General features: G+C 60.5%; 8 protein-coding genes. 2 read left to right on the forward strand and 6 right to left on the reverse strand.

Annotated features, from left to right (window positions below):
• Positions 1-192: 192 nt before the first annotated feature.
• Positions 193-1,437 carry an OprD family porin gene (locus tag BUQ73_RS04510; RefSeq protein WP_079226844.1) on the reverse strand — a complete coding sequence of 415 codons (1,245 nt, stop codon included), beginning with the start codon at positions 1,435-1,437 and terminating at the stop codon, positions 193-195.
• Between the two features lie 302 nt (positions 1,438-1,739).
• Between BUQ73_RS04510 and BUQ73_RS04515 the strand changes: the two genes are divergently transcribed.
• Positions 1,740-4,121, forward strand: a complete 2,382-nt coding sequence (locus BUQ73_RS04515) for a glucose/quinate/shikimate family membrane-bound PQQ-dependent dehydrogenase (RefSeq protein WP_079226845.1) — start codon at positions 1,740-1,742, stop codon at positions 4,119-4,121.
• Positions 4,122-4,326: 205 nt separating this feature from the next.
• Complete coding sequence (locus BUQ73_RS04525; protein ID WP_079226847.1) at positions 4,327-5,163, forward strand: hypothetical protein; 837 nt, start codon at positions 4,327-4,329, stop codon at positions 5,161-5,163.
• Between the two features lie 735 nt (positions 5,164-5,898).
• Here the strand turns inward: BUQ73_RS04525 and BUQ73_RS04530 are convergent.
• The 5 genes from BUQ73_RS04530 to BUQ73_RS04545 all read right to left on the reverse strand — a co-directional run bounded on the left by BUQ73_RS04530 (position 5,899) and on the right by BUQ73_RS04545 (position 12,407).
• Complete coding sequence (locus BUQ73_RS04530; RefSeq protein WP_192858685.1) at positions 5,899-6,441, reverse strand: hypothetical protein; 543 nt, start codon at positions 6,439-6,441, stop codon at positions 5,899-5,901.
• Positions 6,442-6,739: 298 nt separating this feature from the next.
• A complete protein-coding gene (locus BUQ73_RS04535) occupies positions 6,740-7,276 on the reverse strand; it encodes a Bro-N domain-containing protein (RefSeq protein ID WP_079226849.1) in 537 nt (178 codons plus the stop codon).
• A 201-nt stretch (positions 7,277-7,477) separates the two neighbouring features.
• Complete coding sequence (locus tag BUQ73_RS04540; RefSeq protein WP_027918055.1) at positions 7,478-8,728, reverse strand: ribonucleotide-diphosphate reductase subunit beta; 1,251 nt, start codon at positions 8,726-8,728, stop codon at positions 7,478-7,480.
• 526 nt (positions 8,729-9,254) lie between these two features.
• Positions 9,255-9,386 carry a hypothetical protein gene (locus BUQ73_RS28820; protein WP_265349609.1) on the reverse strand — a complete coding sequence of 44 codons (132 nt, stop codon included), beginning with the start codon at positions 9,384-9,386 and terminating at the stop codon, positions 9,255-9,257.
• Positions 9,387-9,527: 141 nt separating this feature from the next.
• Entirely contained in the window at positions 9,528-12,407 is a 2,880-nt protein-coding gene (locus tag BUQ73_RS04545; protein ID WP_027918056.1) for a ribonucleoside-diphosphate reductase subunit alpha, read from the reverse strand.
• Positions 12,408-12,931 lie beyond the last annotated feature (524 nt).

Raw genomic sequence — 12,931 nt, forward strand, 5'->3', positions numbered from 1 at the left:
TGACTATGCTGATTATCGGCAGTGCTTTCCGGGGTTGTCAATGCTGCTTCTGCACGTTTCCATGGCCTTGTAGGATCGGCCTTGTGTCGCGAAAGGGCCGCAGCGCGGCCCCAGCATTCGCGCATGTGCTGCAATTTCTGGGGCTGCTGCGCAGCCCTTTCGCGACACAAGGCCGCTCCCACAAAGGCCGGCTTACAGCAGCGACAGCGGATAGTTGAAGATCAGCCGGTTCTCATCGAACTCGTTGTTGCTGTAGTCCCGGCGAATGGTCGAGTTGCGCCATTTCACGCTCAAATCCTTGAACGGCCCGCTCTGGATCACATAGGCCAGCTCCGACTCGCGCACCCACTCCTTGCCATCGGTTACCGCCCCGGAGTGCACATCGCGGCCGCTGATATAGCGGTTCATCAAGGTCAGCCCCGGCACCCCGAGCGTCACGAAGTTGAAGTCATGCCGCACCTGCCACGAGCGCTCGTTGGCATTGTCGAAGCTGGAGTTGTAGCTGTCGTTGGCCAAGGTCCCGCCGCTGGTGCCGTTGACCCGCATCCAGGTATCGCCGTCGACTTTCTGCAGCCCGACCCAGAAGGTGTTGCCGCCATACTTGGCCGAGAACATCCCTGAGTAGGTCTTGTTGTCCAGCTTGCCGGCGCGCTCCGAGCCGTCCTCGCCACCGTGGAAATAGCCCAGGTTGGCGCCGAGGGTCCAGTCGCCCAGCGGCTGGCTGTGGCTCAGTTGCAGGTACTGCTGTTCGTAGACATCCTTGAGTACCGCGTTCCACAGCCCGACCAAGGTCCGGTCCTGGTTGAACTTGTACTCGCCACCGACAAAGTTGAAACGGTCCGACAGGCCGCCGCCGTAGCTCATGTCTTCCATGCTTGCATCGTTGCGCGGGCTGTTGCCACGGAACTGGCCGCCATACAGGGTCAGCCCGGCAATTTCGTTGGAAGTCACCTGGCCACCGCGGAAGGTCTGTGGCAGCGAGCGGCCATCGTCCGAGCGCAGGATCGGCAGCACCGGCATCCATTCGCCGATCTTCAGCTCGGTCTTGGAGATACGCGCCTTGCCCGCCACCGCCAGGCGGCCATAGTCATCCGCCGGCCGCCCGTCGTCATGGCGTGGCAGCAGCGCCGTGCCATAGGTGCCGCCACCGCCATCGAGCTTCAGCGACCACAGCCCCAGCACATCCGCGCCAAACCCCACCGGCCCCTCGGTGAAGCCGGAGCGGGCATCGAGAATGAAGCTCTGGGTCCACTCTTCAGCCTTGCTCTGCGGATTGCTGGGGTTGGTGAAATTACGGTTGATGTAGAAATTGCGCAGGCCCAGCACGGCCTTGCTGTCTTCGACGAAACCCTGGGCGAGGCTGATGCCCGGCATGCCGCCGAGCAGGCTGGCGCCAAGCAGCGCAAAGGGGAGGGTTGTCTGGCAGATTTTCGACATGGGATGGGTCCGCTATGTTGTTTTTGTTATGTGTTGTCGTACAACTGCGGCGTTTTTTATCAAGCGGAAATACACCTGTCAACGCTGGAAAACGCAATAAATTCGCGTCGTCAAGTGAATAAGTACTGGCGATGGCTCTAACTCAAGGACTTGGATGAATTAAAAGTCATACTATGACGCAGGGCGGATTGATGCTTTCTGGCAATGCCGCGCCAATCCAGTCGCAGAATCATCTCGTAATACTATTATTCGTTATCTAACGAGCTAATCGATTCAGTTCAATGGAAACGGAGAATTTGCTGATGAGCACTACCGGTGCTTCACAAACCTCACACCTGCTGCCCAGGCTGCTGGGCGTGGTCATGCTGTTGATGGGCCTGGCCCTCTTGGCCGGCGGCATCAAACTGGCGACCCTGGGCGGTTCGCTGTATTACCTGTTGGCTGGCGTCGGTTTGCTGATAACCGCTGGCCTGCTGCTGGCCGGGCGACGTGAAGCGCTGAGCGTGTACGGTATCGTGCTGCTGCTGAGCACGCTGTGGTCACTGATGGAGGTGGGCCTGGACTGGTGGCAACTGGTGCCACGCCTGGCCCTCTGGTTCGTCCTCGGCCTGATCTTGCTGTTGCCTTGGCTGCGCAAACCGCTGACCCTTGGCCAGCCATACCCGTTGGGTACCGGCGTGCTGAGTGTGGGCGTGGTAGCGGCGGGGCTGATGGCCCTGGCCAGCCAGTTCACCAACCCCGGTACCATTGTCGGCCACCTGGATCGCGACACGGCGGGTACTGCCAGTAGCGCGCCGCAAATGCCAGACGGTGACTGGCAGTCCTACGGCCGCACCGAATTCGGCGACCGTTATTCGCCACTCAAGCAGATCACCCCCGAGAACGTCGGCAAGCTGAAGCTGGCCTGGACCTATCGCACCGGCGACATTCCCGGCCCTAACGACCCAGGTGAGACCACTGCAGAAAACACCCCGCTCAAGGTCAACGGAAAATTATACGTCTGTACCCCACACAGCCAGGTGATCGCCCTTGACCCGGATACCGGCAAGGAAATCTGGCGCTTCGACCCCAAGCTCAGCACCCAGAGCGCTGCCAACTTCAAGGGCTGGGCGCACATGACCTGCCGCGGCGTGGCCTACTTCGATACGGCCAGGTCGCAAGCGAGCCCCGCTGAAGGGCAAGCCTGTGCCAAGCGTGTTTACGTACCCACCGCCGATACCCGTCTGATTGCCCTGGATGCCGATACCGGCAAGCAGTGCGAAGGCTTCGGCGACAATGGCCAAGTCGACCTGACCCGTAACATTGGCACCTTCGCCCCCGGTGGCTACTACTCCACCTCGCCACCCACTGTGGCCGGGGGCCTGGTGATCCTCGGCGGGCACGTCACCGACAACGTATCCACCGACGAGCCGTCAGGGGTGGTCCGCGCCTACGACGCAATCACCGGCAAGCTGGTCTGGAACTGGGACAGCGGCAAGCCTGACGCCACCGCGCCGATCGCCGACGGCCAGTTCTACACCCGCAACTCGCCGAACGTGTGGTCAGTGATCAGTGCCGATGAAAAGCTCGGCCTGCTGTACCTGCCCATGGGCAACCAGATGCCCGACCAGTGGGGTGGCAACCGCACACCGGAAGCCGAGAAATTCAGTGCCGGCTTGGTGGCCCTGGATATCGCCAGCGGCAAGGTGCGCTGGAACTACCAGTTCACCCACCACGACCTGTGGGACATGGACGTCGGCGGCCAGCCGAGCCTGATCGACATCAAGACCGCCGATGGAATGAAGCCCGCGGTCATGGCCTCGACCAAGCAGGGCAGCATTTACGTGCTTGACCGCAGCAATGGTCAGCCGCTGGTGCCGATCCGCGAAACGCCGGTTCCCCAGGGCGCGGTGGAGGGTGACCACACCTCGCCGACCCAGCCGATGTCCGAGCTCAATTTCATGCCGCCGACCCTGCATGAGCGCGACATGTGGGGCGTGACGCCATTCGACCAGCTGCTGTGCCGCATCGACTTCCGCTCCATGCGTTATGACGGCATCTTCACGCCGCCGTCGCTGCAGGGCTCGCTTGTGTACCCGGGCAACTTCGGCGTGTTCGACTGGGGCGGTATTTCGGTCGACCCGGTGCGCCAGATCGCCTTCGTCAACCCCAGCTACATGGCCTTCAAGTCGCAACTGATTCCGGCTGCGAAAATTGCCAGCCAGCCTGCGCGCAAAAGCGAGACCGAAGGCATCCAGCCGAACAAGGGGGCGCCGTATGGCGTGATCATGGGCGCCTTCCTGTCGCCGCTTGGGCTGCCGTGCCAGGCGCCGTCGTGGGGTTACGTGGCGGCCGTGGACCTGACTACCCACAAGGTGATCTGGAAGCACAAGAACGGCACCGTGCGTGACAGCTCGCCCGTGCCGATCCCGCTGACAATGGGTGTGCCGAGCCTGGGTGGGACCTTCACCACCGCCAGCGGCCTGGCGTTCCTCAGCGGCACCCTCGACCAATACCTGCGAGCCTATGACGTGCGTGACGGCAAGGTGCTCTGGGAAGGGCGCCTGCCAGCAGGGGCGCAGACCACGCCGATGACCTACACCGGCAAGGACGGGCGCCAGTATGTGCTGGTGATGGCCGGCGGGCATGGTTCGCTGGGCACCAAGCAAGGCGACTATGTGATGGCGTTCGCCTTGCCGGAGTAACGCGTTTTTTGTAGGAGCGGCCTTGTGTCGCGAATGGGCTGCACAGCAGCCCCGACAATCTCAGCGCTTTCAGTGAAATCCGAGAGGGCCGCTTTGCGGCCCTTTTGCGTCGTTCGCGACCGTTTCTGAACAAACTGCAACAGGTCATGTCTCATGGCCAGCAGAGACATTGACGTTTCATTTCCCCAAGCAAGGAGGCTCCACCATGCAACCTACCCCACCTGCGTCCACCGGCAAGCTGCTCGGCAGCTATGGCTACGGCAAGGCGCTGATCATCAGCATGCTCATTCTGGGCAGTATTTTCCTCGGCCTGGCCGCCTTCGTCGGCTACCTGAGTGTTGACAGCTCCCTGAATTTCAACGGCCCGAAGAACCTTTTCTACTCCACCATCGCCTTGTTGGCAGTGCTCGGTGCAGTGATGTTCGCCCTGGCCCTGTGGCAAAAGAAACTGCGCATTGCGCGTTACGAGGTGTACGAGAAAGGCATCTGCCAGGTCATCGGCAACCAGCGCGACTATGTGCCGTTCAGCGAGATGGGCGACTTCTACCTGTTCGCCTCGGGCCAGACCGCCATTGCCGGCCTGATCAACAACCTCGCCTACCGCCGCAACGCCAGCGAGCCCTTCCGCCGGGTCAACCCACACCTGCAAAAGCTGTACGTGTTCCTTGAGCAGGTGCGTGAGCAGTACCTCAACGAACGCCTGCCGGCGGTGATTGCCACTCTGGAGAACGGCGGTGCAGTGCAGTTCAACTACCTCGAAACGTCGCAGGTGTGGGGCAAGCGCATGAGCGGCGACTTTTTCAATGTCACCACCAAACCCCTGACCATTACTCGCGAGGCCCTTGATGTCGGCGGCCGCAAAGTCGCGCTCAGCAGCCTGCGCAACGTTGATCTCAGCCAGTGGACCGAATTGGTGGTGATCAAGGACGAAAACGGGCAGACCGTGCTGTCGACCGTGGCCACCGGCATCATCAGCTTCGACCTGTTCCTGAATACGTTGCACAACCTGCTCGAAGCCCAACAGGCACAGGTGACCGTGTAGGAGCGGCCTTGTGTCGCGAAAAGGGCGCAAAGCGCCCTCTGCGATCGATCATGTGGAGCTAGTAGCCCGCTGAAGAACAGATCAGCCTGATTGGCATTCTTCGAGAAGCGTTTTTATACTCATCAACGGCCTCGCCCACGACCACGTAGACTGGCAAGTCCAGTCCCGGCACATGGCAACTGAGTGTGCCGTACCCTTCCTGTCGGCGTGGGCGAGGTCTCTTGTTTTTTATTGAGGACAGCTCCAATCGAGCTGCCCTCAAAGCCTCTTGCAGAAGCTGGAAGTCCTGATATGTCTAAAACCAAGCGTATGCGCCAGGCGCCTCAGGCGATACCGACGTCCTGTAAAGCTTCCCTGCCTGTCGATCATGCTGTTCCAAAACAGGACCTCATTGCGACTGTGGCAGATCGACTAGCCTCCCCGCAGCGCATCCGGGTTCAGCTGGAAGACCTCTAGGTACTGGAGTGCCCTGCTTCATCAGAAATGCTCCGCCATCCAATGCAACGGGCGGAAACGTTTTGGACGACCAATGTCGCTTGATCCTGATCCACGAATCATGGAACATAGCTCTGCAACTGCGGAACGACTGACCGGATGAGATTGAGCGTTCCCTGGCCCGAGAGGGTGTTCGCGCAAGGCGAACCGAGGCGAGAGCCGAAGCGGTGTCCGGATCTGCTTTACTGCATGCGAAGAAGGCGCCTATGGCGCCTTTTTTGTTTTTCATTGTTTGACTTGTCAGCGTTTGGTTGCAACCGGTTGGCCAAGATAGACCTTGCCGCAAAGCAGGATGAATCCCATCGAGCCTTTCAGGTTTGGGCCGGGCTTGTCATCCTGGTGATAGGCGCTTTCCACCACCAGGTGCAGATCCTGCCATTGCCGCCGCTCCTTCGACGCACGACGTACCTCGAAGAAGACATGATAGGGACCTTCCGGCGCATCTATGGTGATCGAGTAGCACCAGTTGCGTTCTGCTGAAGTTTCCCAGACCTTGGCTTGCGGATGGTTCAGCGCTTTGATCAGCTGCGGTAGCTGTCGGGAAAGCCGATAGCGGATGGGGCAGAACATTCGAGGTCGAGACGAGCCCATTTCTATGATCGTTTGATCATCTGCTCCGCATTCGTAGCCCCTGCTGAAGCAATGGTTGGAGAAGGTCACATGCACTCGCAGCTTGCGCTTTGCCAGCCGGCTGTCGACGACAAGGGTGAATGGAGCGAGGTGCGAGAGATCGATGCGCTCATTGGCTATTACCAGTGTTGGGAAATACTGCTGACCGGTCAAACCTGCCTCCTTGGTAAGCATCTGTCCGAGGCACGGCAGGCCAGCAGAATCAAGCGCTTTGAGTTCGAAGCCATTTTCATGCGGCTTCGAGGCACTTTCGAGCAGTGTTCAGTTTCGAAACGTGACGGCTGGCGCGATCCTTTGATCAGCGCGCAGCACCTACCGAAGCGGGCCTGTCGAGACGTCGAATTGCTACCAAGCAGGTAACACTGCGCTTGGCACCGGCTTCGCCGGTGCCAAGCCCCGCGTCGTTTGCTTCGCGGGGCAGGCCCGCTTCTGGAGCACCTGCGTAGCCCGGCTAGACCTCGTGTAGTCTGAGCGCTCGCTGAGCACACTCCCGCCAGTTCATCCGGCGTTTCACCAGCGGCGACATTCCATCACCTTCAGCCGCCATCACCACCGGCATATCCCGCATCCTCACCCAAGGCTCACTCTGCCAATACAAAAACGTCGCCGTCCGCCCGCCAGGCCAGCACATCCGCCCCAGCCGCGGCGTTTCTGCATCTCCGTCCACCTGCCCATCACGCAGCACCGCCACCACCTCATGGGTCAGCCACCAGCGCAGATGGCGGTTCTCCGGAACATGGTGATGCGCCAGTAAGGTATAGGCCCCGGACTCGCTGATCATCGTGGTCTTTTGGTACTGCCCATAGCGCAGAAGCTGCACGTTCCGGTATTGGTCCGGGTCGAGCTTGCGGATGCAGTGTTCGTCAAAGAAGCGAGCGCTCAGCCGGCCGAGTTCGTGGGCGCAGAACCAGGCTTGGGATTCGAGCCAGAGGGTGTGGAGTGGGCGGTTGTGGCGGGTGAAGAGGGTAGGGGTATAGAGACTGTCCATGCTTGGCCATCCTGATGAGGGAGAGCCGTTTCTGACGGGAACGGTATTCCGCTATGTGAGCGTTCTTAAGCGCCAGAAAACGTTATCCCGACGCCCAACATCAGGCAATCTCGGAAACTGTAGGAAAGGTCCTGTTTTCAATTCGTGCAGGCATAAAAAAGGCTGCCCTTTGGCAGCCTTCTCGATGATCAGCCCGGACGATCAGTCCCAGCTCAGCGCACCGCCAGTCTGATACTCGATCACGCGAGTCTCGAAGAAGTTCTTCTCTTTCTTCAAGTCCATGATCTCGCTCATCCATGGGAACGGGTTGGTAGTCCCTGGGTACTCTTCCTTCAGGCCAATCTGGGTCAGGCGACGGTTGGCGATGAACTTGAGGTAGTCCTCCATCATCGCTGCGTTCATGCCCAGTACGCCGCGTGGCATGGTGTCGCGGGCGTATTCGATCTCCAGCTGGGTCCCTTGCAGGATCATCTGGGTCGCTTCTTCTTTCATCGCCGCGTCCCACAGGTGCGGGTTCTCGATCTTGATCTGGTTGATCACGTCGATGCCGAAGTTCAGGTGCATCGACTCATCACGCAGGATGTACTGGAACTGCTCGGCAACGCCGGTCATCTTGTTGCGACGGCCCATGGACAGGATCTGGGTGAAGCCGCAGTAGAAGAAGATGCCTTCCAGCACGCAGTAGTAGGCGATCAGGTTGCGCAGCAGCTCTTTGTCGGTCTCGACGGTACCGGTGTTGAATTCCGGGTCGGAGATGGCGCGGGTGTACTTCAGGCCCCAGGCGGCTTTCTTGGCGACCGACGGGATCTCGTGGTACATGTTGAAGATCTCGCCTTCATCCATGCCCAGCGACTCGATGCAGTACTGGTAGGCGTGGGTGTGGATCGCCTCTTCGAAGGCCTGGCGCAGGATGTACTGGCGGCACTCCGGGTTGGTGATCAGGCGGTACACGGCCAGGGCCAGGTTGTTGGCTACCAGCGAATCGGCGGTGGAGAAGAAGCCGAGGTTGCGCATGACGATGCGGCGCTCGTCCTCGGTCAGGCCGTCCATGCTCTTCCACAGGGCGATGTCGGCGGTCATGTTGACCTCTTGCGGCATCCAGTGGTTGGCGCAGCCGTCGAGGTACTTCTGCCAGGCCCAGTCGTACTTGAACGGTACCAGCTGGTTGAGGTCGGCGCGGCAGTTGATCATGCGTTTTTCGTCAACGGCGACGCGGGCCGAGGAGCCTTCCAGCTCGGCCAGGCCTTCGGCAATGTCGAGGGCGTCGAGGGCGGCCTTGGCGCGTTTCACCGCGTCGGAGTCGGCGGCGGTGGCAGCACGGGCTTCCAGGGCGGCGGCACCACCGGCGCTGTCGAGCTTGTCGAGGGTGGCGGCGGCAGTGGCCTGCGCAGGGGTGTTGCCTTTGGCGGCTACTTCGCCGTCTTCCTTGTCGAATTCGTCCCAGCTCAGCATGGTGATTGGCTCCTGCTTGAGGGTTGCCCCTTGGGGTAACCGGTTGGATTTTAAGAATGTGATGCCTGACGCAAGGCCGTTACGGCGAATGGACAGCTCGAGAGGCTGACTCTCGTTACATCTGACTCGTGCCTGGCCAGGCCTCGGGGGAGGGGCCAGGGACATGAATGGGTGCCCTTTTCAGAGGGGGCGAAGTATACCGGAATTCGCTTTCGATCGGGGCGCGTGTCTTGCGGGCGAGGGTAATTTTTCGACCGGTTCTGTGCGCGTCCGTTCAAGGAATCTCGTGTCGTCTTTTACGGGGAGGGAGTTTAGCGGCAAATAGTGCAGTGCACTACATGTTGTGTGTTTTTATTTTGCAGGCACAAGATGCTGGGTCTGTGAAACGTTTGTAGGAGCGGCCTTGTGTCGCGAAAGGGCCGCATAGCGGCCCCAGCAATCTCGCGCTAGTGCCGAGATCTCGGGGCCGCTGCGCAGCCCTTTCGCGACACAAGGCCGCTCCTACAATGACCGTATTTTCAGTGGGCTAGCTGCACTGCTTGCGCAGCGTCTCGACCACATGGGTCTTGGGGTGGTTGCGGGCTTCTTCGACCGAGGTGAAGCGGCCGGTTTCTGCATTGCGACCAATCTTGCGAGTTGCCACTTTTTTTCGCGCCATGGGTTTGCATCCTTTCTGAGAGGTCCTGTCTTTTTACCGAGCCGCGTGAGCGGTGGGCAAAGGGCAGGACTTCTCAATGACGCAGATACAAAAATGCCGCAAAAGAGACGCCCGGAGGCACCCCTTCTGCGGCATCAGGCCTTACTGGCAGGCTTCGCAGTCAGGCTCGTCGATCGCGCAGGCCTTCGGCACTGGCGCAGGGCCGGCTGCCTGGACCGGGGCGCTGTCGCCGCCGCTGGAAACGGCGTTGAGCTTGCCGGTGTTGATGGTCGACTTCTCGGTGCTGGTCGCGGCCAGGGCACGGAGGTAGTAGGTGGTTTTCAGACCACGGTACCAGGCCATGCGGTAGGTCACGTCCAGCTTCTTGCCCGAAGCGCCGGCAATGTACAGGTTCAGCGACTGAGCCTGGTCGATCCACTTCTGGCGACGGGAGGCTGCATCGACGATCCACTTGGTCTCGACTTCGAACGCGGTGGCGTACAGGTCTTTCAGCTCTTGCGGGATACGCTCGATCTGCTGCACCGAACCGTCGTAGTACTTCAGGTCGTTGATCATGACCGAGTCCCACAGGCCGCGGGCCTTCAGGTCGCGGACCAGGTACGGGTTGATCACGGTGAATTCGCCCGACAGGTTCGATTTCACGTACAGGTTCTGGTAGGTCGGCTCGATCGACTGCGACACGCCAGTGATGTTGGCGATGGTCGCGGTTGGCGCGATGGCCATGATGTTCGAGTTACGGATGCCTTTCTGCACGCGGGCACGGACCGGCGCCCAGTCCAGCGACTCTTCCAGGTTGACGTCGATGTACTTCTGGCCACGGGCTTCGATCAGGATCTGTTGCGAATCCAGCGGCAGGATGCCCTTGGACCACAGCGAACCCTGGAAGGTCTCGTAGGCGCCACGCTCGTCGGCCAGGTCGCAGGATGCCTGGATCGCGTAGTAGCTGACCGCTTCCATCGACTTGTCGGCGAACTCGACGGCAGCGTCGGAGCCGTACGGGATGTGCTGCAGGTACAGCGCGTCCTGGAAGCCCATGATGCCGAGGCCGACAGGGCGGTGCTTGAAGTTCGAGTTACGCGCTTGCGGCACCGAGTAGTAGTTGATGTCGATCACGTTGTCGAGCATGCGCACGGCGGTGTTCACGGTGCGTTGCAGCTTGGCGGTGTCCAGCTTGCCGTCGACAATGTGGTTCGGCAGGTTGATCGAGCCCAGGTTGCAGACCGCGATCTCGTCCTTGTTGGTGTTCAAGGTGATCTCGGTGCACAGGTTCGAGCTGTGGACCACGCCCACGTGCTGCTGCGGCGAACGCAGGTTGCACGGGTCCTTGAAGGTCAGCCATGGGTGGCCGGTCTCGAACAGCATCGACAGCATCTTGCGCCACAGGTCTTTGGCCTGGATGGTCTTGAACACCTTGATCTTGTTGTACTCGGTCAGGGCTTCGTAGTACTCGTAACGCTCTTCGAAGGCCTTGCCGGTCAGGTCGTGCAGATCAGGCACTTCCGATGGCGAGAACAGGGTCCACTTGCCGTCATCGAAGACGCGCTTCATGAACAGGTCAGGGATCCAGTTGGCGGTGTTCATGTCGTGGGTACGACGACGGTCATCACCGGTGTTCTTGCGCAGCTCGATGAATTCTTCGATGTCCAGGTGCCAGGTTTCCAGGTAGGCACACACGGCGCCTTTGCGCTTGCCACCCTGGTTAACGGCAACGGCGGTGTCGTTGACTACTTTCAGGAACGGCACGACGCCCTGGGATTTGCCGTTGGTGCCCTTGATGTAGGAGCCCAGTGCGCGCACAGGGGTCCAGTCGTTGCCCAGGCCACCGGCGAATTTCGACAGCATGGCGTTGTCGTGGATCGCGTGGTAGATGCCCGACAGGTCGTCCGGCACGGTGGTCAGGTAGCAGCTCGACAGCTGCGGGCGCAGGGTACCGGCGTTGAACAGGGTTGGGGTCGAAGCCATGTAGTCGAACGACGAGAGCAGGTTGTAGAACTCGATCGCACGGGCTTCTTTGTCTTTTTCTTCCAGCGCCAGGCCCATGGCCACACGCATGAAGAACACCTGCGGCAGCTCGAAGCGCACGCCATCCTTGTGGATGAAGTAACGGTCGTACAGGGTTTGCAGGCCCAGGTAGGTGAACTGCTGGTCGCGCTCGTGGTTGATCGCCTTGCCCAGTTTTTCCAGGTCGAAGTCGGCCAGTGCAGGGTTGAGCAGTTCGAACTCGACACCTTTGGCGATGTAGGCCGGCAGGGCCTTGGCGTACAGGTCGGCCATCTCGTGGTGGGTGGCGCTGTCGGCCACTTCGAGGAAGCCCAGGCCTTCGGCGCGCAGGGTGTCCATCAGCAGGCGGGCGGTGACGAACGAGTAGTTCGGCTCACGCTCGACCAGGGTACGGGCGGTCATTACCAGGGCGGTGTTGACGTCCTTGATGGCCACGCCGTCGTACAGGTTCTTCAGGGTTTCGCGCTGGATCAGGTCGCCATCGACTTCGGCCAGGCCTTCGCAAGCTTCGCTGATGATGGTGTTCAGGCGCGCCATGTCCAGCGGCGCCAGGCTGCCGTCGGCCAAGGTGATGCGGATGCTCGGGTGCGGCTCGACCACGCTGTCTGCGTTGCTGCGGGTTGCGCGCTCCTTGGCGCGCTGGTCGCGGTAGATCACGTAGTCACGGGCGACTTTCTGCTCGCCGGCACGCATCAGGGCCAGTTCGACCTGGTCCTGGATTTCTTCGATGTGGATGGTGCCACCCGATGGCATGCGACGCTTGAACGTGGCGGTGACCTGCTCGGTCAGGCGCGCGACGGTGTCGTGGATGCGCGACGAGGCAGCGGCGGTGCCGCCTTCAACTGCGAGGAACGCCTTGGTGATGGCCACGGTGATCTTGTCGTCGGTGTAGGGGACGACAGTGCCGTTGCGCTTGATCACGCGCAGTTGGCCCGGAGCGGTGGCGGCCAGATCCTGGTTGGAATCGGCGGCCTGCGGCGCCTTGGCCTGCGGGTTCTCGCGAGTTGTGTCGGTTTGCATGGGTGGGTGTCTCCACAGTTTCTATAGTGTTCAGGCGCCTTTTGGGCGCCCACCGTTCCGTCCACTTGCTCGATGGCCCTTGCGGGGATGCGGCATGCACGCGCATCCGCCCGCTCGGGCGTACCGACTTCGGGACAGATCAGGAAATGGGGGCAAGAACCTTGCCGCTCCCTGGCCGAAGTCAAATGCTCTGGGGTGAGCCAAAGCAGGCTGTTCAGTATCCGCTAGGAGCGGTTGGATCGATGAAACCACAACGAGTTCTGCCAGAAAAATCGCTTGAATTTCTCTGCTGACTCATGCTTGGCGTTGGTGACTGAAACCCAACATCTAGTGGTTTGCTGTGCTGGGGATACAAGATAATGCGGTACAGGGGTCTTTGCAAGGCGACCGCCTGTGGATAACTTGTGCGTACTTTGTGAGTGAATAGTGGGTAATCGCTGTAGGCCTAGTGCCAAGTGGTGTGCACTATTTTTCTCTTGGTCGCTGCCCCCCAGGCAGAATTTTTCGGGCGCGAACCCTACCAC

Origin of the sequence: Pseudomonas putida (assembly GCF_002025705.1) — a bacterium.
In the GTDB taxonomy this organism is placed as follows: Bacteria; Pseudomonadota; Gammaproteobacteria; order Pseudomonadales; family Pseudomonadaceae; genus Aquipseudomonas; species Aquipseudomonas putida_J.

What these genes read in the sequence shown, in the direction of transcription:
- BUQ73_RS04545 (WP_027918056.1), bottom strand. Translation starts at nt 12,407, where the DNA reads ATGCAAACCGACACAACTCGCGAGAACCCGCAGGCCAAGGCGCCGCAG.
- BUQ73_RS04540 (WP_027918055.1), bottom strand. Translation starts at nt 8,728, where the DNA reads ATGCTGAGCTGGGACGAATTCGACAAGGAAGACGGCGAAGTAGCCGCC.
- BUQ73_RS04510 (WP_079226844.1), bottom strand. Translation starts at nt 1,437, where the DNA reads ATGTCGAAAATCTGCCAGACAACCCTCCCCTTTGCGCTGCTTGGCGCC.
- BUQ73_RS28820 (WP_265349609.1), bottom strand. Translation starts at nt 9,386, where the DNA reads ATGGCGCGAAAAAAAGTGGCAACTCGCAAGATTGGTCGCAATGCAGAA.
- BUQ73_RS04515 (WP_079226845.1), top strand. Translation starts at nt 1,740, where the DNA reads ATGAGCACTACCGGTGCTTCACAAACCTCACACCTGCTGCCCAGGCTG.
- BUQ73_RS04525 (WP_079226847.1), top strand. Translation starts at nt 4,327, where the DNA reads ATGCAACCTACCCCACCTGCGTCCACCGGCAAGCTGCTCGGCAGCTAT.
- BUQ73_RS04535 (WP_079226849.1), bottom strand. Translation starts at nt 7,276, where the DNA reads ATGGACAGTCTCTATACCCCTACCCTCTTCACCCGCCACAACCGCCCA.